This window comes from Rhodanobacter sp. FW510-R10, from assembly GCF_058781105.1.
On the sequence record NZ_JBYSWL010000001.1, the window covers coordinates 1,784,904 to 1,806,158 of the forward strand.

Here is a 21,255-nt window from a genome sequence, read left to right on the forward strand (position 1 = left end):
TGCGTGCGTCGCGGGCACGGGCGATGAATGAAGTGCATACCATGCGGCCACGGTGCCGCTCCTGCGTTGACGTCAGTCACGTGGACTCCAAAGTCCGTGGCGCCGTCGTACCGGTGCGGGCATCGGCCGCGAGCAAGGCATCGGCCCCGGGGGGCAGCGTCCGACCATAGGCCTGCCTGAGTACGTCGATCGCCAGCTGTCGCGGCAGATCGATGGCGACGCCGGGCGCGCGGCGGACCTGCAGCCGGACCATGGGCTGCGAAGCGTGGCGGCAAGGTGCCAGGTTGTCGATTTCCGCCCAGGGGATGAAAAGCGCTGGATGGCTGAAGGGCAGCGGCAGCAGCATGGACAGGCGAAGGCCGCGTGAGTCGGCACCCAGCATCAGGCACTGACGATAGCCGACCGGGCCCAGCCGGGCGCTGACGAAGTGCCAGTGCAGCCCATGGTCTGGTTGGGCGCCGCGGTAATAGGTCGCCAGCGTGCTCCAGCCACCAAATCGCGCCAGGCCGAAACCGAGCGCGACCCACAGCGCCGGCACCAGCAACAGGGCGAGGATGGGCGTGGCGGGCATCTATTTCTGGTAGCTGACTGCGTGCACGAGGAAGTGCGCTGGACCCGTCGGCAGTTCGCAGAAGAATTCGTTGCCCGCGCGCTTCTTCAATGCCGCACGGGCGAGCGGGGAATCCACGCTGATCCAGCCCGCGCCGGCGTCGGTCTCGTCCGGGCCGACGATGCGGCAAGTCATGGTCTGTCCGGTATTGAAATTTTCCACTTCGATATGCGCGCCAAAGTAGATGGCGTCCTGGTCGGTCGGTAGCGTGTCCACCACCTTCAATTGCGGGATGCGTTTGCTCAGGTAGCGGGCGCGGCGGTCGATCTCGCCAAGTTGCTTCTTGCGGTAAGTGTATTCGGCGTTTTCCGAGCGGTCGCCTTCGGCGGCCGCTGCGGCCAGTGCCTTGACCACACGCGGACGCAAGGTATGCCACAGGTAGTCGACCTCCGACTTGAGCTTCTCGAAACCCTCGCGCGTGATGAGCGCGGTGGAGCTCGGCTGTGGCGCGCGCCAGCGCGTCATGCCGGCCGTGCCTCGTGCAGACGGCAGGAGTCGATCGAAGTCTCGTTCATCGATGGTCAACCATGGCTGATCACCGGGATTGTAACGAACGCGGCAGGCTTGCCGCCGCCCCGGGTGCAGGAAACGTTGAGCCCGCGTCCGCTGACGGCTATGGTTTAGCTTTGCGCCACTTGGATCCTCGATGTCAGGTTTGTTTGTCCATCCCCTGGTGCGCCGGGCCTTGTTTGCGGGTGCGGCAGTGGCCCTGGTGGCTTGCGCGAGCAGCGCTGGCCCGAAGCCTGGCAGCGCTGCAGACCAGCTTTACGCCCAGCTCGACGCGGCCAGCACCGCCTACGCGGACGCGCTCGGGCAGGCAGCCGGGCAGGGTGCCGATGCCGACGCGGCCCAGGCCAGTCTCGGTCGGGCCATGGACCAGTTGCAGCAGGCGTCGACCAAGTGCCTGCATACCGCCGGCTGCGATCCGCAGCGGTTCTTCACTGGCTTCGAGCGCCTGTTGCACCTGAGCAGCGAAGGACCGGCCGACGCCGACGCCGGGGGCGTGGAGGCCGAGTCCGTGCCCTCCGACGCCGCCGTTGCCGACGGCCAGGCGGCGCCCCGGCTGCCGGCCGAGGCGCAGCGCAGCGTCATCCTGCTGCGCGGGCAGAAACTCTCCGAGCTGATTGCCATGAACGGGCCGGTGAAGGCGGCACTGGAGACTTGGCTGACGCAGTGGCGCCCGGCTTTGATGGATGCGTACGTCAACTACGAGTACCTGCGCACGCAGATGGAGCCCGCGTACAAACAGGCGCAACTGCCCGAGGCGCTGCTCTTCGGCATCCTGGCCAAGGAATCGGGCGGCAAGGTGCACGCGGTGTCGCGCTCCGGCGCAGCCGGGCCGCTGCAATTCATGTATGCCACCGGCCTGCGCTTCGGCCTCAACAACAACGACGGCTTCGACCTGCGTTTCGATCCCGCGGCGGCGGCGCGCGCCAATGCGGACTACATCGACGAGCAACTGAAGATCTTCAACAACAACCTGGAGATCACGCTGGCCGCCTACAACGCCGGCGAGGGGCGGCTGCGCCGCATGGTGGGCGACGATCCGTCGGTCAGCTTCTACGATCCCAGGATCTACGACCAGTTGTCCGCGGAAACCCGTGCCTACGTGCCCGAAGTGCTGGCCGCTGCCTGGTTGTTCCTGCACCCCGACAGTTACAACCTGCAATTCCCGAAGGTCGACGACACGCTGGCCAAGGTCACGTTGCAGCGGCCGGCGTCGTTGACCGAACTGACCGTGTGCCTGGGCTCGGCCGAAGGCATGCACGAGGGGTGGTTCCGCACCTTGCGCAACTTGAATCCGCGGCTCGACCCGCAAGTCGAGCAGCCGGTCGGCTCGACCCTGGAATTGCCGGCGATCCTCAAGAGTGCCTACGGTTCGCGCTGCGTGGCCGGGCCGTGGCCGATCCTGGCCTCTGACCTGCATGGGGCCACCGTGGCCCTGGCGAGCGCGGCCGTCGAGGCCGAGGCTGCCAAGTCGAAGCGCATGCGCAGCTACCGGGTGCGCAAGGGCGACACCTTGATTGGCATCGTGCACAAACTGGCTTGTTCGGATGTGAAGGAAGTGGCGCAGTTGAATGACATCAAGGATGGCCACCTGCGCGCCGGCCACACCATCAAGGTTCCCGCCTGCTAGCCGTGGATCAGGCGGGCGTGGCTGCTGCCTGATCGACAGTGAAGTGTTGCCGCAAGTTGTCCTGGCAGCGTCTGATCTGCATCGGCGTATAACTCTTGGGCCATGCCGAGCTGAGGTCGACTTCGACTTCGACCGGCAACATCTCGTGGCTGCCCAGCACGTGGGCCATGGCCACGGCATCGGCGATCCGCAGCGCGCTGCCCAGCCTGGAGTCGGCGCCATCCTGCGCCTGCTGGTTTTCGTCCAGCGCGGCGATCACGCGCTCCGGCAGCTCCCAGTAGCACGCTGCCTGCAATGACAGCCGCGTGCCCAGGGCTGCACAATCCGCAATGAAATGGGAGTCCAGCGCCCGGGTCGGGGCGTCGGCCAGCAGCTGGCGCAACAGGCGCACCACGGCTCCGGCTCCGGTATGGCTGACCACGCCGGCGAGATAGGCCTCGAAGGTGTCGCCACCGTCGTTCTTGGCGAGCCAGGCGCAGGCATGGGCACAGCGTTCCGCGTGCTCCCACAGCAGCTCGCCGGCATGGACCGAGTTGCCGGTGCTGGCCTGCAGGATGGGCATCATCGCCAGTTGCGTGACCACCCGGTGTAGGCCTTCCTGGCCCAGCAGGATCACCGCCTGCCGGAGGCTGCCGATCGGTTGCGCGGTGCGGTAGTGGACGCTGCTGGTGACGCGCATGACCTCGCCCACCATCAGCGGATCACGGCCGACCAGCTTGGCCAGTTCGGCGCCGGCAGCGGTATCGCTCTTGAGGGTGCGCAGCAGTTGCGGCAGCACGGCTGGCAGGCGCGGCAGGCTGCGCACGTCGAAGCGGGTGCTGAGCAGCTCCAGGCGTTTCATCATGGCGCGCCCGGAAGAGGTTGGCGTGCCCTCGCTGGCGGCCGGCAAGCCGAACAGGAGGCGATGGAAGCTCTCGCTGATTTCTGTGGGACTGCAGCCGGCCACGCATGGCGCGGTTACTGGCGGTTGCGGGTTCGTCGTGGATGCGCGCGAGCGCGTCGCCACCGGGCGGGCGGTCAGAGGTTTGGGTTTGGCGGAGCCGAAGTGCCAGCCCCAGAAACTCATCATGACGCCAGCTCCTGCCTTCTACAACGAGTGGTTGAGCAAGGAAGGTATCGGCGGCATGCAGCAATCATTGAGGGGCGGCCAGAATGGTCGGCGCGGACGACGGCAAGGCCGCTGCGCGGAGCTTCGATGGTGGGTGCCCCGGCCCGTCATGCGCGCTCCGGGCATCGGGCAGCTGCTCCTGCGTTGCCTCAACTCGGGCATCGGACAACCGCTCCTGCGTTGCCTCAACTCGGGCATCCATGCCCTCGCCATGCCCTCGCCATGTCCTCGCCCGCCCGGAAATGGCCGTGCGGGCGAGCGGTCCTGCGCTCGCCCGGTGCGGCTTATGACTGCTTGCGCTTTTCCTGCTTGGCGGCACGCTTTTCCTTCAGCGACTTCGCCGGTTTCTTCATCTCGTTCTTCTTTGCATCCATCCCTTTGCTCATGAGGCTCTCCTCTTGGGGGTTTGGCGCCATCGCGCCGGTCAACGGCTGGCCCGGTGCCGCTTGCCGGTATCGGCATGGCCGCGGCATGACCGCTCGGCCGGGCGTAACGCCCGACCAATATGGCTTGCGCGGAGAGGAAAAGGAAGGGGGCCGTGCGGATGGCGGCACGCTGGCATTCGTGTACGCTGACTCCACGTTCGTAGCACCCATCATGCCGAGGACAGCGCGTGATTCCCTATTCGATTCTTGACCTGGCGCCGGTCACCGAAGGCAGTGACGCCGCGCAGACTTTTCGCAACACGCTCGACCTGGCGCGCCATGCCGAGCAGCTCGGCTACCGGCGCTACTGGCTGGCCGAGCACCATAACCTGCCGGGCATCGCCAGTGCGGCCACGGCGGTCTTGATCGGCCACGTCGCCGGGGGCACCTCAAGCCTCCGCGTGGGGGCAGGCGGCATCATGTTGCCCAACCATTCGCCGCTGCAGGTGGCCGAGGCGTTCGGCACGCTGGCCTCGCTGTATCCAGGGCGCATCGACCTCGGCCTGGGCCGCGCGCCAGGCACCGACCAGGCGACGGCCAAGGCGCTGCGCCGTTACTTTGCCAGCGCCGAGGCATTTCCACGCGACGTGATCGAGTTGCTGGGCTACTTTGCTCCGGCCGTTGCCGGGCAGACGGTACGCGCCGTGCCTGGCGCCGGGGTCGAGGTGCCGGTCTGGCTGCTTGGCTCGAGCTTGTTCAGCGCCACCTTGGCGGCCCGCCTCGGCCTGCCGTTCGCCTTTGCTTCGCACTTTGCTCCCGACGCCATGGACGATGCGCTGGCCATCTACCGGCGTGAGTTCACGCCGTCGGCAGACTGGCCCAAGCCCTATGTGATGCTGGCATTGAACGTGGTGGCCGCTGCGGACGACGCGCTGGCGCGGCACCTCTTCACCACCCAGCAGCAGGCCTTCGTCACCCTGCGCCGCGGGCAGCCGGGGCTGGTGCCACCGCCGATCGACGACATCGAGGCGTTCTGGACGCCGATCGAGAAGCGCGGCGTCGAGCACGCACTGGCGTGCGCGGCGGTGGGCTCGCCGGAGACCGTGCGGCGCGGGATTGCCGCGTTCGTGGCGCAGCATCGACCGGACGAGCTGATGCTGACCGCGAACATTTTCGACCACGCCGCGCGGCTGGAATCCTTCGCCTTGGCTGCTGCTGCCTGCCAACAAATCTCTTCCGCCTAGGTAGGCGCCCGACCTTCAAGAGCTTTCGTGCGCCGAAGGCGTCCGAAACGCTCCTGCGGCCTAGGCGGCGGGGGTGTCCTCGAGGAGCTGGCGGAGCACGTAGGGCAGGATGCCGCCGTGCCGGTAGTAGGCCGCTTCGGCCGGCGTGTCGATACGCACGTCGGCGTCGAATTCGGTCGTCTTGCCGGCCGGGCTGGTGGCGCGCACGTGCAGGCGCCGTGGCGGCGTCTCTACGCCGGCCAAGCCGCCAATGTCGAACGTCTCCTCCCCGCTCAGGCCGAGCGTGTCGGCATCCTGGCCGTCCAGGAATTGCAGCGGCAGCACATTCATGTCGATCAGGTTGGAGCGGTGGATGCGCTCGTAGGATTTGGCGATGACCGCGTGCGCGCCGAGCAAGGCCGTGCCCTTGGCCGCCCAGTCGCGCGAGGAACCCGAGCCGTATTCCTTGCCGGCCAGGATGACCAGTGGCGTACCGGCCGCCAGGTAGTTCACCGAGGCGTCGTAGATCGTGCTGACGGGGCCGCCTTGCTGGGTGAAATCGCGGGTGAAGCCGCCCTCGGTCCCCGGGGCGAGCTGGTTGCGCAAGCGGATGTTCGCGAAGGTGCCACGGATCATCACTTCGTGGTTGCCACGGCGCGAGCCGTAGGAGTTGAAATCCTTGCGCGCGACGCCGTGGGCGGACAGGTACTTGCCGGCGGGCGAGTCGGCCTTGATCGCGCCGGCCGGACTGATGTGGTCGGTGGTGACCGAATCGCCAAGCTTGGCGAGCACGCGCGCGCCGCGGATGTCGGCAAGGGGCTTGGGTTCGCGGCCGACACCCTCGAAGTAGGGCGGCTGGCGCACGTAGGTCGAATCGGCCCGCCATTGGAACGCATTGCCCTCGGGCACCTTCAAGCCGCGCCAGTTGGCATCGCCGGCAAACACGTCCGCGTAGCCCTTGGTGAACATGTCCGCCTTGACGCAGGCGCCGATCACATCCTGGATCTCCTTCACCGACGGCCAGATGTCGCGCAGGTAGACCGGCTTGCCGTCCTTGCCGGTGCCCAGCGGATCGCGCAGCAGGTTGGTGTGCATGGTGCCGACGAGCGCATAGGCGACCACCAGCAGTGGCGAGGCCAGGAAGTTCATGCGCGACTGCGGGTGGATGCGGCCCTCGAAATTGCGGTTGCCGGACAGTACCGAGCACACGCTCAACTCATGTTCGTCGACGGCCGTGGCAACCTCGGGGATCAGCGGGCCGGAGTTGCCGATGCAGGTGGTGCAGCCGTAACCGACCAGGTTGAAGCCGAGCTGGTTCAGGTACGGCGTCAGGCCGGCGCGGTCGTAGTAGTCGGTGACCACGCGCGAACCGGGGGCCAGCGAGGTCTTGACCCAGGGCTGGCGCGCGAGGCCCTTTTCCACCGCGGCCTTCGCCAACAGGCCGGCGCCAATCATCACCGACGGGTTCGAGGTGTTGGTGCATGACGTGATCGCGGCAATCACCACGTGGCCGTTGTCCATCTGGGTCTTGCTGCCATCAGCCAGGGTGATTTCCGTCCGCGCATGCGGCCATTGTTGGTCGGGATCGCTGTGTCCGGGCGTTGCCGGCGGGCGGCGCTGGCCACTGGCAGGCGCCGAGACTGGATCGCTGGCCGGAAAGGTGGCGTCGATCGCCTTGTCCAGGCTGGACATGGCCTTTTCGTAGGAATGGCCGATCAGCAGGGCGCCGACTGCGCTCGGCGCGACGGCGACGGGGATGCGGTCTTGCGGCCGCTTCGGCCCGGCGATCGAGGGCACCAGGGTGCCCAGGTCAAGCTCGACCACCTGGGAATAGTCGGCCTCGCGCGCCGGGTCGTACCACAGGCCCTGTTCCTTCGCATAGGCCTCGACCAGGCGAATCTGGTGCTCGGAGCGGCCGGTGAGCCGCATGTAGGCCAGGGTCTCGGCATCGATCGGGAAGATGGCGCAGGTCGCGCCGTACTCCGGGCTCATGTTGCCGAGCGTGGCGCGGTTGGCAAGTGGAATCCTGGCAATGCCGGGACCGAAGAACTCCACGAACTTGCCGACCACGCCAGTGCGACGCAGCAGTTCGGCGACGGTGAGCACGAGGTCGGTGGCGGTGGTGCCGGAGGGGAAATCGCCGGTCAGTTTCAGGCCGACCACCTGCGGGATCAGCATGCTCATCGGCTGGCCGAGCATGGCGGCCTCGGCCTCGATGCCGCCGACGCCCCAGCCCAGCACGCCCAGGCCATTGACCATGGGCGTGTGCGAATCGGTGCCGATCAGGGTGTCCGGGTAGGCCTGCATGCCTTCCGCGGTTTCGCGCGTGAACACGACGCGTGCCAGGTACTCCAGGTTGACCTGGTGGCAGATGCCGGTGTCCGGCGGTACCACCTTGAAGTTGGTAAATGCATGTTGCGCCCAGCGCAGGACCTGGTAGCGCTCCTGGTTGCGCTCGAATTCCAGCGCGGCGTTCGTGGCGAAGGCGCCATCCTGGCCAAACATGTCGACGATGACCGAGTGGTCGATGACCAGCTCGCCGGGGATCAGGGGGTTGATCCGCCTGGGGTCGCCGCCGAGCGCGATGATCGCGTCGCGCATGGCGACCAGGTCGACCACGCAGGGCACGCCGGTAAAATCCTGCATCAGCACGCGCGCCGGGGTGAACTGGATTTCGCTCGATGTGTTGGCCTGCGGCTGCCAGTTGGCCAGGGCCTCGATCTGCCCGCGGGTGACCAGGCGCCCGTCCTCGTTGCGCACCAGGTTTTCCAGCAGCACCTTGAGGCTGTAGGGCAGGCGGTGCGCGGTCTTGAGCCGGTCCAGCCGGTGGATGTGGTAGGTGGCGTCGTCGACCTTGAGCGTGTCGTGGGTGCCGAAGCTGTTCTTGGCCATGGGGTTCCTCCGCGAGCGTGGCGCTGCCGTCCCCGACCTTGGTGGCGGCATGATGCCCACCACCATAGCGCAGCAGGGCGGCACTGGCATTGGCGCATTCTCGCGCCATCCCCGCCCTATCGGTTGTCACGGATCAACCCGGCGGCAGAGGCCAGTTGCTGGTCGCGGGATCGGCCTGCGTGCTAGCGCCCGCGCCGGGCCCGCGGTTTGCGTGGCTTGGGTTCGGGCAGGGCCTGCGCTGTGTGCACGATGAGCGCGCGGATCGCCTCCGCGTCGTCGAGCAGCTCGTCGGCGACCGGGTAATCCTTGGCCCCGGGGAAGGGCGCCCGCTGCGGCAGCTGCGGTATCAGTCGCGTGGTAGCCGTGGACGGCTTCACGAACAGGCTGTTGTCACAGGCGAAGGCCACGACCTTGCGGTCGAGATACAGCGCATATTCGCCGAACATGCGCTTGCAGCTGAACCGGTCGCCAAGGTCGAGCTGCTCCGCGACGTAGTCGACGAACTCGCGATTGGTAGCCATGTGACACGTCCCGCGTGCAGATATCGGCGGCGTCATCTTTCCAAGCTTTTGCCCGATTTGCCAGGCCGCGGTCTGGTGGGGGAGGGTATGGCTTCGCTACAGTTGGGGCTCCTCCTATGGAGTAGGCGCGATGCACAAGCTTTTACGATCGGTAGTGGTGGTGGCCCTCAGCTTCGCGGTTTCCGCGCTGGGCGCCGTGGCGGCGCAGCCGGCGGATACGGCGCAAGCCGCGGTCGCCCGCATCGCGGGCAGCGGACAATTCAAGACCGCAGTGGCGACACTGGACGCGCAATACGACCGCTTCGTGGCCGAGCTGGTGCAGCTGACCGAGATTCCGGCGCCGCCGTTCAAGGAGGCCGAGCGGGCCAAGACCTATGCGGCCATGTTCAAGGCCCTCGGCCTGAAAGACGTGAACATCGACGCCGAGGGCAACGTGCTTGGCCTGCGCCCGGGCAGCGACCCCAAGGCGCCGCTGGTGGTGATGGCGGCGCACCTGGACACGGTGTTTCCGGAAGGCACGCCGGTGAAGGTGCGCCGCGAGGGCACGAAGCTGCACGCGCCTGGCGTGGGCGATGACACGCGCGGCCTGGGCACCTTGCTGGCCTGGATCCGTGCGATGGATGCGGCGCACATCACCACGCGGCATTCGATCCTGTTTGTCGGCGACGTCGGTGAGGAAGGCGCCGGCGACCTGCGCGGCGTGCGCTACCTGTTCACCAAGGGTGCCTACAAGGACCGCATCGGTGCGTTCTTTTCGGTCGACGGCAGCAATCCGGCGCACATCGTCAACGTCGCGGTGGGTTCGCAGCGCTACCACGTGACCTTTCACGGACCGGGCGGACACAGCTATGGCGCGTTCGGCATCGTCAACCCGATGGCGGCCATGGCCCAGGCGGTGGCCGACCTGTATGCGATCAAGGTCACGACCGACCCCAAGGTCACGTATTCGGCCAGCGTCACCGGCGGCGGCACTTCGGTGAATGCGATCCCGCGCGATGTGTGGATGGATTTCGACATGCGCTCGGCTGATCCCGCATCATTGGCGGCACTGAACAAGCAGTTCCTGGCCATCCTGCAGCGGGCGGCCGACCATGAGAACCAGGCGCGCTCGACCAGGGACGGCAAGATCACGGTCGAGCCGAAATCCATTGGCGTGCGCCCGGCCGGCTCGACCAAGCCCGATGCGATGCTGGTGCGCACCACGGCCGCCTCGGTCAAGGCGATTGGCTTCGACCCAGTCCTCAGCGCGTCGTCGACTGATTCCAACCTGCCGATCAGCCTGGGCATCCCGGCAGTCACCATCGGCTCGGGTGGTGTCAGCGGCCGGGCGCACTCGCTGGATGAATGGACCGACGTGGCCAAGCCCGAGGGCTTGCGCGGCATGCAGGTCGGGCTGCTGGCGCTGCTGGCTACGGCAGACATGCAACTGCATTGAGGCGGTAGCGGTTGGCGCCGCGCGGCGGCCAGCCGCGCGGCGGGCGAGACGAGGAACGGGCATGGATACGAAGGCAGACGTGCTGGTCGTTGGTGGCGGGTCCGCCGGCCTGGCCACGGCGATCAGGGCCGCACAGTATGGTGCGGCGGTCACGCTGTTCGAGCCGCGCGAGCTGGGCGGCACCTGTGTCAACCGTGGCTGCGTGCCGAAGAAGGCCATGTGGCTGGCGGCGAGCCTGGCCGAGGCGCAACAAATGGCCGCCGCAGTCGGTTTCGACACCAAGCCGGGTGGGCTGGACTGGGCGAAGTTCGTCACCCACCGCGAGGCCTACGTGGCGCGGGCACGCAAGTCCTACGGCGACCGCCTGGAGGCGCTTGGCGTGCGCGTGCTGCGCGTACCGGCACACTTCGTGGAGGCGCATACCTTGCGCGCGGACGACACCGATTACCGCGCACCGCACGTGGTGCTTGCCACCGGTTCACGCGCCCGCATTACGCGCATGCCGGGCGGCGAGCTGGCCATCGATTCGGACGGCTTTTTCGCGCTGCAGGCCAGGCCGGAGCGGGTCGGCATCATCGGCGGCGGCTACATCGCCGTGGAGCTGGCAGGGGTGATGCGGGCACTCGGCTCACACGTGGAGCTCATCTCGCGCAGCCGCCTGCTCGCACACTTCGATGACGATCTGGGCCACGCGTTGTCGGCGCTGATGCAGGCCGATGGCATCATCCACAAGCAGGGTTGCGCCGTGCGCGGCATCGAGCGGCGTGACGACGGCCTGTGGCTGGATTGCGCCGATGGCGAGCTCTATGGCCCGTACGACCGGGTCATCAGCGCGATTGGCCGGATACCGGACGTGGCTACGCTGGCCATCGAGCGTGCCGGCATCGCCTTGGGCGGGGACGGCGAGGTGGTCACCGACGAGTTCGAGAACACCTCGGTGCCGGGTGTGTACGCCTTGGGCGATGTGAATGGCAAGCGCGCCTTGACCCCGGTGGCGATTGCCGCCGGCCGGAAGCTGGCCGACCGGCTGTTTGGCGGCGAGCCCGAGGCCCACCTGGATTACGCCTGCGTGCCAAGCGTGGTGTTTTCCCACCCACCGATTGGCAGCGTGGGCTGCTCGGAAGCCGCAGCGCGTGAGCGTCATGGCGATGAGGTGCGCGTGCATCAGGCGCGCTTCACGCCGATGCTCTGGTCTTTGGCTGGCCGCGAGGGGCAGACGCGGATGAAGCTGGTCTGCATTGGCGCGGAGCAGCGCATTGTCGGCTTGCACGGCATTGGTCCGGGCATGGACGAAATGCTGCAGGGCTTTGCCGTGGCCGTGCGCATGGGCGCGCGGTATGCGGATTTCCTCGATACCGTGGCCATCCACCCGACCTCGGCCGAGGAATTCGTCACCATGCGTTGAGCGCGGCCATGGCAGCCTGGTCGATCCTGGTCTTGCATCTGGCGGTCATCGCCTTCAACGTCGTTGGCTGCATGCTGATCCCGCTCGGCGCCTGGCGCGGCTGGGGTTGGGTACGTGCCTGCTGGTGGCGGCTGGCGCACCTGCTCAGCCTGGCCGTGGTCGCCTTGCAGGCGGCGTTTGGACGCGCCTGCATGCTGACCATCTGGCAGGCCGAGCTCACCGGTCAGACGCCGGCGCAACCCTTGCTCGCCGGCTGGATCGACCGCCTGGTTTATTGGCCGCTGCCGCTGTGGGTGTTTGCCGTGGCCTACGCCCTGGTGTTTGCCTACGTCGCCGCGCTGTGGTTCCTGGTGCCGGTGCGCCCGTGTCGAAGCGGCCAGGGCGGGGAGCGGTAGGGCGCGGCTGGTCGCTCAGACGCGGCCGACCACCGGAATCAACGCGCCGGTGATGACCGAGGCCTGCGGCGAGAGCAGGAACACGATGACCCCGGCCAGTTGTTCCGGTGGCACCCAGCGGCTGAAATCGGCCTTCGGCATGTCGGCGCGGTTCGCTGGTGTGTCGAGGGTGCTGGGCAGCACCGCGTTGACTGTGATGTCGCGCCCCTTGAGTTCTTCGGCCAGGGCTTCGGTGAAGCGCATTACTCCGCTCTTGGAGGCGGTATAGGCGCCCATGCCGGCACCGGCTTTGAGTGCGGCATTGGCGCCGATGTTGACGATGCGCCCGCCGCGCGGCAGGTGGGCGAGTGCTGCCTGGCTGGCTGCCACTGCCGTGCGCAGGTTGATCCGGTAAAGCAGGTCCCAGGTGTCCACGCTGCCCTCGGCCAGCGTCTCGTAGCGGAATGTGCCGGCAATGTTGACCAGGGCGTCGAGTCCACCGAGCGCCTGGGCGGCCGCGTCCACCGCCTGCCTGGCGGCTGCGGCGTCGGCCAGATCCACGCCGCCGATGACAGTCGCCGCGCCGATGCCGCCGGGCGGCGGCGCGGCGCGATCGATCGCCGCCACGTGGGCGCCCGCGTCGAGTGCGGCGCGTACGGTTGCGGCGCCGAGCGCACCAAAACTGCCGGTGATTGCCACGCGCAAATGATTCAGTTGCATATTGATTCCAGCGCTGTCTACGGACCGCCAAGCATAGGCCGCAACCGACGTGCCGGGCCAGTCCGAACAGTCTGGGGCATCACGTGCGTGCCGCCGCGCCATACTGCGTGGGATCCGCAGCCCATCGCGCCATCGGCATTCCAGGAGAAAAAAGAATGAACATGCTCAAGGTGTCCGTGCTCGCCGTCGTCCTGGGCGGCGCCCTCGGCAGCATCGTGCCGGCGCTGGCCCAGCAGGCGTCGACGCCTGCGGAGACCGTGATGACCGCGGCACTCAAGCCGCAGCCCGGCGACTTCACGATCGACCAGTTTCGTTTTCACGACGGCAGCAGCTTGCCGCAGCTGAAGCTGCATTACCTGACGCTCGGCACGCCGCGGCGTGGCGCCGATGGTCACGTCGACAACGCGGTGCTGATCCTGCACGGCACTGGCGGCACTGGCAGCCAGTTCATGCAGCCGCATTTCGCCGGCGAGCTGTTCGGTCCGGGGCAGCCGCTGGATACGAGCCGCTACTTCATCATCCTGCCCGACAACATCGGGCATGGCGGCTCGTCCAAGCCGAGCGATGGCCTGAAGATGGCGTTCCCGCATTACGACTATGCCGACATGGTAGCGGCGCAGCACGAGCTGCTGACGCGCGGCCTCAAGGTCGACCATCTGCGCCTGGTCATGGGTACCTCGATGGGCTGCATGCACAGCTTCATGTGGGGTGAGGCGTATCCCGATTTCGTCGATGCGATCATGCCGCTGGCATGCGAGCCGGTCGCGATTGCCGGACGCAACCGCATGTGGCGCAAGATGCTGATGGACGGCATCCGCGACGACCCCGCGTGGAATGGCGGCAACTACACGGAGGAACCCGCGCTGGGGCTGCGCACGGCTGAATACATGCTGCTGATCGCCGGCAGCGCGCCGCAGCTGCTGCAGCGTGACTATCCGACCCGCCAGGCCGCCGACGACTATCTCGCGCGCAGCGTGCAGCGGACGGTGCCGCACCTGGACGCGAACGACCTGCTGTACCAGGTCGATTCCTCGCGCAACTACGACCCTTCGCCGGAACTTGGCACGATCAAGGCGCCGCTGCTGTGGATCAATTCGGCGGACGACTTCATCAATCAGCCGTATCTCGGTATCGCCGAGCGCGAGATCAAGCGCATCCCGCGCGGACGTTACCTGGTGATTCCCGCCAGCCTCGCCACCCATGGCCATGGCACCCACACCTGGGCGGCGCTGTGGAAGAGCCACCTGGTGGAGCTGCTCCACAGATCCGCGCGTTGAGCGGTCTGAACCGCGCCAACTGCCATGCTGCGCTGCACGCTTCGCTGCGCGGGGGCACGCGGCATAATGGGGCATCTCGTGCAGACCGAACCCCGATGAGTGACGCTGTATCGATTGAACGCTTGCGCCGAATTGGCTGGCGCGGCGATGCGCTTCCTGCGACCGGGCTGCGCGTGGCGCGGGTCGTGGCCCAACATCGGGCCGGATACGAACTGCACGACGGCGAGCGTGTGTTTGGCGCGCAGCCTGACGGGCGCTTCCTGAAACGCGGACTCGATCCGGCACAGCGGCCGGCGGTGGGCGATTTCGTCGAGGTTGAGCCCGGCACGCCGCCACACATCCGCAGCGTGGCGCCGCGGCGCACGATGTTGTCCAGGGCGGCAGCCGGTGAGCGTTACCAGCAGCAGATCATCGCCAGCAACGTCGACTACGTGTTCGTGCTCACTGGCCTGGACGAGGATTTCAACCCGGCGCGGATTGAACGCTATCTGTCCCTGGTCCAAGGCTCGGGAGCGCAGGCCGTGGTGGTGTTGAGCAAGGTCGACAGCGCCGAGGATACGGCGTCACGGGTGGCGGCCTTGCGCCAGCGCCTGCCTGCCGGCACCCCGATCCATGCACTCAACGGCAAGGATCCGGCAAGCGTGGCCGTGCTCGCGCCCTACCTGGGCCTGGGTGACACCGCCGTGCTGGTCGGTTCCTCGGGCGCGGGAAAATCCACCCTGACCAATACCCTGCTCGGCGAGGCGCGCATGAGCACCGGCGCCGTACGCCACGGCGACGATCGTGGCCGCCATACGACCACGCGGCGTGCCCTGTTGCAGTTGCCCGGCGGTGGCTGTCTGGTCGACACGCCGGGCATGCGCGAACTCAAGCTGACCGGGGGCGAGGATCTCGACCTGTTTGCCGATATTGCCGCTTTGGCCGAGCGCTGCCGTTTCGTCGACTGCAGCCACGGCAGCGAGCCGGGCTGTGCGATCCAGGCCGCATTGGACACCGGTGAGCTGGGCGCCGAGCGCTGGCGCAACTACCTCAAGCTGCACGACGAGCGCGAGGAGCAAGCCGCGGCCCTGGAAGCGCGCCTGAGCCGTCAGCGCGGCGGCCGGGTCCCGGAGCGGCCGCGGCGAGCCCGCGATTCCGGCGATCGCGAGTAGGCACGCCTGATTCCGGACGTCCAGGCGGCCCGGGCTGGCACCGGCGGCCAGCGGGACACCCTGGGATCGACGGACGCCGGTGCTAACATCGTTGCTGGACGCCGCCTTGACGGGCAGGCGCCCGGTTCCCTCCCACCCAAGTCTGTGTCCATGGCACTTTCCGAAGAAATGCGTTTGGCGGCGCTCGAATATCATCGGCTGCCGCATCCGGGCAAAATCAAGGTTACCCCTACCACCTCGCTGTTGACCCAGCGCGACCTCTCCCTGGCCTACTCGCCGGGCGTGGCGGCCGCCTGCGACGCGATCGTCGCCGACCCGCACGCCGCGGCCGAGCTCACGGCGCGCGCCAACCTGGTGGCGGTCATCACCAACGGCACCGCGGTGCTCGGCCTTGGCAACATCGGGCCGCTGGCCGCCAAGCCGGTGATGGAAGGCAAGGGCATCCTGTTCCAGAAGTTTGCCGGCATCGACGTCTTCGACATCGAGATCAACGAGCGCGACCCGGACAAGCTCGTGGACATCATCGCCAGCCTGGAACCCACCTTCGGCGGCATCAACCTGGAAGACATCAAGGCGCCGGAATGTTTCATCGTCGAGCGCAAGTTGCGCGAGCGCATGAAGATTCCGGTGTTCCACGACGACCAGCACGGGACCTCGATCATCGTCGGCGCCGCGGTGCTCAACGCGCTGCTGGTGGCGAAGAAGCGCATCGAGGACGTCCGTGTGGCCACCACGGGCGTCGGCGCCGCCGGCGTGGCCTGCCTGGACATGCTGGTGGCGCTGGGCGTGAAGCCCGAGCACATCCTGGCGCTGGACGTCAACGGCGTGCTGCACACCGGCCGCACCGACCTCGACCCGGGCAAGCAACGCTACGCGCGGGACACGCCCAAGCGCACGCTGGCCGAGATCGTCGAGGGCGCGGACATTTTCCTCGGCCTTTCCGCCGGCGGCATCTTGAAGCCGGAGATGCTGGCGAGCATGGCGCGCGACCCGATCATCTTCGCGCTGGCCAACCCGAACCCGGAGATCACTCCGGAAGAGGCCAAGGCGGTGCGCCCGGACTGCATCATGGCGACCGGGCGTTCCGACTACCCGAACCAGGTCAACAACGCGCTGTGCTTCCCGTACCTGTTCCGCGGTGCCCTGGATGTCGGCGCCACAGTGATCAACGAGGCCATGAAGGTCGCCTGCGTCAAGGCCATTGCGGCACTGGCGCGGCGCGAGTCCTCGGACGTCAGCGCGCGGGCCTATGGTGGCAGGCCGCCGAGCTTTGGCCGTGATTACCTGATCCCGCAACCGTTCGATCCGCGGCTGCTGCTGCAGCTGCCGCCAGCCGTGGCCCGGGCGGCCATGGAGTCGGGGGTCGCCCAGCGGCCGATCGAGGACTTCGCGGCCTACAGCGACAAGCTGAACAGTTTCGTGTTCCGCACCGGCCTGCTGATGCGGCCGGTGTTCGAGCGCGCCCGCGCCCATCCGCGCCGCGTGGTGTACGCAGAAGGCGAAGAGGAAACCACGCTGCGTGCCGTGCAGGTGGTGGTGGACCAGGGCCTGGCCAAACCGATCCTGATCGGCCGGCCCGAGGTCATCGAGAAGCGCATCCGCCGTGCCGGGCTGCGCATCAAGCTCGGCGTCGACGTGGAACTGGTCGACATCCACGACGACCCGCGCTTCGACGAATATTGGCAGCACTACCATCGGCTGATGGAGCGCCGTGGGGTCACGCCGGCAATGGCCAAGGCGATCGTGCGTTCGCGGCCGACGGCGATTGCCGCGCTGATGGTCGAGCGTGGCGAAGCCGATGCGCTGCTGTGCGGCCTGGTGGGCCTGTACCAGAGCAAGCTGCGCTATATCCGCGACATCATCGGTCTGGATGCCGGTGTCAGCGAGCCCTCGGCGATGGCCGCGGTGGCCACGGAGAAGGGCACGTTCTTCTACCTCGACACCCACGTGCAGGACGATCCCAGCAGCGAGCAGATTGCTCAGGCCGTACTGCAGGTGTCCATCCGCCTGAAGTTGTTCGGCATCACGCCGAAGATCGCCCTGCTCTCGGCTGGCAACTTCGGCAACCAGGACACGTGTGGAGCGGTGAAGATGCGCAAGGCGCTGGCCCTCATCCGTGCCCGCGCGCCACGCCTGGAAGTCGAAGGCGAGATGCAGGCGGACACCGCGCTGATGCCCGAGTTGCGCGAGCGCATGTTCCCGAACTCGCAGTTGCAGGGCAAGGCCAACGTGTTCGTGTTCCCGAACCAGGATGCGGCCAACATCGCCTACAACATGACCCGCATGCTGAGTGACGGCGTGGCGATTGGCCCGATCCTCATGGGCATCGCCAAGCCGGCACACATCCTGACGCCGCAGTCGACCGTGCGACGCATGGTCAACATGACCGCCGTCGCCTGCGTCGAGGCGCAGATTCGCGCCGACATCCGCTCCTAGCGCCGCGGGCGGCAGCAGCGCCCGCGGCGGCGATGACGACGCGGCGGCCGCACCGTTTCGGCGTCATTCCCGCGCAGGCGCACTGCTGTCCGGAACGTTTTCGGAACCGCCTTGGCCTCGTCCACGGCATCGCGCCAGGACGCCGAAACCACCCTGGCGTCATTCCCGCGAAAGCGGGAATCCAGTGCTTTGGCCTTCGCAGACACCTAAAAGCACTGGATCCCCGCTTTCGCGGGGATGACGATGGAGGTTCGAGGTTCTGGGTAAGACAACGGGGTGACCACCTTTTTTTGAGTCCAGGTTGCGCGTGACAGCCGTCCAGCCTTGCGTCGCCACGTCTTCGGTGTCGCGGCACGAATTTATTCCGGACAGCAGTGCGCGCAGGCGGGAATCCAGTGTGTTTCGGCGGTCGTGTCCACTCGATCCCCGCCTGCGCGGGGATGACGACATTGTGGGGGTCACGAGGTGGGGACGGCGAGTGCGGGGCGAGATGGATCTGCCATTCGGCGGCACGGCGTTGGCGCGCGCTGCGCGGCGGTCGCATTGGCGGGCTTGCAGGCTGGCGGCTAAACTGCCCCTATTGGTTCCGCCGCGCCTGCGCTGGCGGCTCACCTCGATCCGGCGCCATCCGGCGTCATGGAGAGCTAGATGGATATCGTTCAAGACATCGTCGACCAGGATCCCGATCCGGCCGAGACCCGCGAGTGGCTGGAATCGCTGCGTGCGGTGCTCGACCACGATGGCACCGAGCGCGCGCATTTCCTGCTCGAGCGCATGGTCGACCAGACCCGGCGTTCGGGCGGCCATCTGCCGTTCGCGCCGACCACGCAGTACGTCAACACGATCCCGGCCGGCCAGGAGGCGAAGAGCCCCGGCGACGCGGCGATGGAATGGCGCATCCGCTCCCTGATCCGCTGGAACGCGATGGCCATGGTGGTGCGGGCCAACCGCAAGCCGGGCAGCCTGGGCGGACACATCGCGAGCTTTGCGTCATCGGCCACGCTCTACGACGTCGGCTTCAACCATTTCTGGCGCGCGTCATCCGCGGGACATCCCGGTGACCTGATCGGCTACCAGGGCCATTCCAGCCCCGGACTGTATGCGCGCTCCTATCTGGAGGGCCGCATCAGCGAGGCGCAGTTGGAAGGCTACCGGATGGAAACGCGTGGCCGCCCGAGCCTGCCCTCGTACCCGCACCCGTGGCTGATGCCCGACTACTGGCAGATGCCGACCGTATCCATGGGCCTGGGGCCGATCCAGGCGATCTACCAGGCCCAGTTCATGAAGTACCTGGAAGCGCGCGGCATGGTGCCGAAATCCGACCGCAAGGTGTGGTGCTTCCTGGGCGATGGCGAGGTCGACGAGCCGGAGTCGCTGGGCGCGATCTCGGTGGCTGGTCGCGAACACCTGGACAACCTGATCTTCGTCATCAACTGCAACCTGCAGCGCCTGGACGGGCCGGTGCGCGGCAACGGCAAGATCATCCAGGAATTGGAAGGTGTGTTCCGTGGCGCCGGGTGGAATGTGCTCAAGCTGATCTGGGGCTCGTATTGGGATCCGCTCCTGGCGCGCGACAAGGACGGCGTGTTGCGCAAGCTGATGATGGAAACCGTGGACGGTGAGTACCAGGCGTGCAAGGCGTTTGGCGGCGCCTACACGCGCGAGCACTTCTTCGGCAAGTACCCCGAAACCGCGGCCATGGTGGCCAATATTTCCGATGACGACGTGTGGCGCCTGAATCGTGGCGGTCATGACCCGCACAAGGTCTACGCGGCGTACCACGTGGCCGTACACACCGAGGGCATGCCCACGGTGATCCTGGCGCAGACGGTCAAGGGCTACGGCATGGGCGCGGCCGGCGAGTCGATGAACATCGCGCACCAGGCCAAGAAGATGAAGCAGGACGCGATCAAAGTGTTCCGCGACCGCTTCCAGATCCCGATCGATGACAAGCAGCTGGAAGGCGATGGCATTGATTCGGTGCCGTACTACCATCCAGGCGCCGACTCGCCGGAAGTGAAATACATGCTGGAGCGCCGCCGCGAGCTCGGCGGCTCCCTGCCGCACCGGCGGGAGAAGTCCAGCCATCCCTTGCCGGTGCCTGGCCTGGAAGACTTCAAGCAGATCACCGACGGCACGAAGGGACGTGAGATCAGCAACACCATGGCGCTGGTGCGCGGCATGAACCTGCTGCTGCGCGACAAGCAGATTGCGCCGTACGTGGTGCCGATCGTTGCCGACGAGGCGCGCACCTTCGGCATGGAGAGCATGTTCCGCTCGATCGGCATCTATGCGCCGGGCGGCCAGAAATATCGGCCGCAGGACGCCGACCAGCTGCTGTACTACCGCGAGGCCGAGGACGGCCAGGTGCTCCAGTGCGGCATCAGCGAGGCGGGCGGCCTGTCGGCGTGGATTGCCGCCGGCACCAGCTATTCGGTGTCGGACCGGCCCATGCTGCCGTTCTTCATCTTCTACTCGTTCTTTGGCTTCCGCCGGGTCGGCGACCTGATCTGGGCGGCCGGCGACCAGCACACCCGTGGCTTCCTGATTGGCGCCACGGCCGGCTGCAGTTTCCCCGGTGAGGGCCTGCAACATTCGGATTGCGCCTCGCACGTGATGGCGGCCACGGTACCGAACTGCCGGGCCTATGACCCGACCTGGTCGTACGAGGTGGCGGTGATCCTGCAGGACGGCATCCGGCGCATGGGTCACGAGCAGGAGGACATCTTCTACTACATCACCGTGACCAACGAGAACTATGCCCACCCGGACATGCCGGAAGGTTGCGCCGAGGGCATCATCAAGGGCATGTACCTGTTCCAGGCAGCGGATGCCCAGGCCAAGGGCAAGGCTGCGGCGCCGGGCAAGTCCAAGGCCAAGAGCGGTATCACGCGGGTCCAGCTCCTGGCTGCTGGCGGCTCGCTGCGCGAGGCGGTGGCGGCGGCCGAACTGCTGGATACGGAGTTTGGCGTCAAGGCCGACGTGTGGTCATGCCCAAGCTTCACCGAGTTGTCCCGCGACGGCTTCGACAGCGAACGCTGGAACCGCCTGCATCCCGATCCCAAGGACCGTCGCATACCCTACGTCACCGAATGCCTGAGCGGCCACGAAGGTCCGGTGGTGGCGGTCTGCGAGTATGTGCGGGCAGTGGCCGACCAGGTTCGCGCCTTCGTCCCGGAAGGGCGGCGCTTTACGGTGTTGGGGGCCGACGGCTACGGTCGCAGCGATACCCGCGATGCGCTGCGCGCGTTTTTCGAGGTGGACGCTCGATGGATCGCCCATGCCGCGCTGGCCGCGCTGGCCGAGGACGGCGTCCTGGGCACCAAGGATGTGGAACGCGCCATCAAGATCTGGAACCTGGATGCCGGCAAGCCAAACCCCATCGACGTCTGAACGCTGCTCCGCATGGAACCGCCGCGAGTCCATATGCGCGCATCTTCGCCCTGCCGATCTCTTGGTCGCGGCCGCCCGCTCGCGACCGATGCTCTGCTTACGGCTTGCGCCGGGCTTCCGAGGTCAAGAGCGTTTCGTGCGCCTTCGGCGCCCGAGTCGTTTTCTCTTTGAGTGGCCACGCATGCGCAGGAAGCGCATGCGAACGGCG

15 protein-coding genes are annotated in these 21,255 nt (G+C 67.2%); 9 read left to right on the top strand and 6 right to left on the bottom strand.

All coding sequences use genetic code 11. The features are described from left to right. Positions 1 to 76: 76 nt before the first annotated feature. Together AC3WJB_RS07710 and greB are read right to left on the bottom strand one after the other, a co-directional pair. Positions 77 to 571: a hypothetical protein gene (locus AC3WJB_RS07710; protein ID WP_492680291.1), complete on the bottom strand. Its 495-nt coding sequence runs from the start codon at positions 569 to 571 to the stop codon at positions 77 to 79. Then, a complete protein-coding gene (gene greB / locus AC3WJB_RS07715) occupies positions 572 to 1,075 on the bottom strand; it encodes a transcription elongation factor GreB (protein ID WP_492680293.1) in 504 nt (167 codons plus the stop codon). It lies immediately after the preceding gene. A gap of 181 nt (positions 1,076 to 1,256) precedes the next feature. Between greB and AC3WJB_RS07720 the strand changes: the two genes are divergently transcribed. Beyond that, entirely contained in the window at positions 1,257 to 2,747 is a 1,491-nt protein-coding gene (locus AC3WJB_RS07720; protein ID WP_492680295.1) for a transglycosylase SLT domain-containing protein, read from the top strand. 7 nt (positions 2,748 to 2,754) lie between these two features. Here the strand turns inward: AC3WJB_RS07720 and AC3WJB_RS07725 are convergent, their stop codons facing one another. Beyond that, positions 2,755 to 3,816: an HDOD domain-containing protein gene (locus AC3WJB_RS07725; RefSeq protein WP_492680297.1), complete on the bottom strand. Its 1,062-nt coding sequence runs from the start codon at positions 3,814 to 3,816 to the stop codon at positions 2,755 to 2,757. 652 nt (positions 3,817 to 4,468) lie between these two features. On the opposite strand from AC3WJB_RS07725, the gene AC3WJB_RS07730 reads away from it, so the two are divergent. Then, entirely contained in the window at positions 4,469 to 5,464 is a 996-nt protein-coding gene (locus AC3WJB_RS07730) for an LLM class flavin-dependent oxidoreductase (RefSeq protein ID WP_492680299.1), read from the top strand. 60 nt (positions 5,465 to 5,524) lie between these two features. On the opposite strand, the gene AC3WJB_RS07735 is transcribed toward AC3WJB_RS07730, so the two are convergent. Together AC3WJB_RS07735 and AC3WJB_RS07740 are read right to left on the bottom strand one after the other, a co-directional pair. After that, positions 5,525 to 8,335, bottom strand: a complete 2,811-nt coding sequence (locus tag AC3WJB_RS07735) for an aconitate hydratase (protein WP_492680301.1) — start codon at positions 8,333 to 8,335, stop codon at positions 5,525 to 5,527. A 182-nt stretch (positions 8,336 to 8,517) separates the two neighbouring features. After that, positions 8,518 to 8,856 (bottom strand): TfoX/Sxy family protein, encoded by a 339-nt coding sequence (locus AC3WJB_RS07740; protein WP_492680303.1) that lies wholly within the window; start codon positions 8,854 to 8,856, stop codon positions 8,518 to 8,520. 130 nt (positions 8,857 to 8,986) lie between these two features. Between AC3WJB_RS07740 and AC3WJB_RS07745 the strand changes: the two genes are divergently transcribed. The 3 genes from AC3WJB_RS07745 to AC3WJB_RS07755 all read left to right on the top strand — a co-directional run bounded on the left by AC3WJB_RS07745 (position 8,987) and on the right by AC3WJB_RS07755 (position 12,091). Next, positions 8,987 to 10,291, top strand: coding sequence for a M20/M25/M40 family metallo-hydrolase (locus AC3WJB_RS07745; protein WP_492680305.1), 1,305 nt, complete (start codon positions 8,987 to 8,989; stop codon positions 10,289 to 10,291). 61 nt (positions 10,292 to 10,352) lie between these two features. Continuing rightward, positions 10,353 to 11,696, top strand: a complete 1,344-nt coding sequence (gorA, locus tag AC3WJB_RS07750; RefSeq protein ID WP_492680307.1) for a glutathione-disulfide reductase — start codon at positions 10,353 to 10,355, stop codon at positions 11,694 to 11,696. Between the two features lie 8 nt (positions 11,697 to 11,704). Beyond that, positions 11,705 to 12,091, top strand: coding sequence for a DUF2784 domain-containing protein (locus tag AC3WJB_RS07755; RefSeq protein WP_492680309.1), 387 nt, complete (start codon positions 11,705 to 11,707; stop codon positions 12,089 to 12,091). Positions 12,092 to 12,106: 15 nt separating this feature from the next. On the opposite strand, the gene AC3WJB_RS07760 is transcribed toward AC3WJB_RS07755, so the two are convergent. After that, entirely contained in the window at positions 12,107 to 12,790 is a 684-nt protein-coding gene (locus tag AC3WJB_RS07760; protein ID WP_492680311.1) for an SDR family NAD(P)-dependent oxidoreductase, read from the bottom strand. 155 nt (positions 12,791 to 12,945) lie between these two features. Between AC3WJB_RS07760 and AC3WJB_RS07765 the strand changes: the two genes are divergently transcribed. The 4 genes from AC3WJB_RS07765 to aceE all read left to right on the top strand — a co-directional run bounded on the left by AC3WJB_RS07765 (position 12,946) and on the right by aceE (position 21,047). Next, positions 12,946 to 14,067, top strand: coding sequence for an alpha/beta fold hydrolase (locus AC3WJB_RS07765; protein ID WP_492680313.1), 1,122 nt, complete (start codon positions 12,946 to 12,948; stop codon positions 14,065 to 14,067). Between the two features lie 95 nt (positions 14,068 to 14,162). Next, a complete protein-coding gene (gene rsgA / locus AC3WJB_RS07770) occupies positions 14,163 to 15,218 on the top strand; it encodes a ribosome small subunit-dependent GTPase A (RefSeq protein WP_492680315.1) in 1,056 nt (351 codons plus the stop codon). 150 nt (positions 15,219 to 15,368) lie between these two features. Next, a complete protein-coding gene (locus tag AC3WJB_RS07775; RefSeq protein WP_492680317.1) occupies positions 15,369 to 17,654 on the top strand; it encodes an NADP-dependent malic enzyme in 2,286 nt (761 codons plus the stop codon). Between the two features lie 648 nt (positions 17,655 to 18,302). Beyond that, positions 18,303 to 21,047: a pyruvate dehydrogenase (acetyl-transferring), homodimeric type gene (gene aceE / locus AC3WJB_RS07780; RefSeq protein WP_492680319.1), complete on the top strand. Its 2,745-nt coding sequence runs from the start codon at positions 18,303 to 18,305 to the stop codon at positions 21,045 to 21,047. The last annotated feature ends 208 nt before the right edge of the window (positions 21,048 to 21,255 follow it).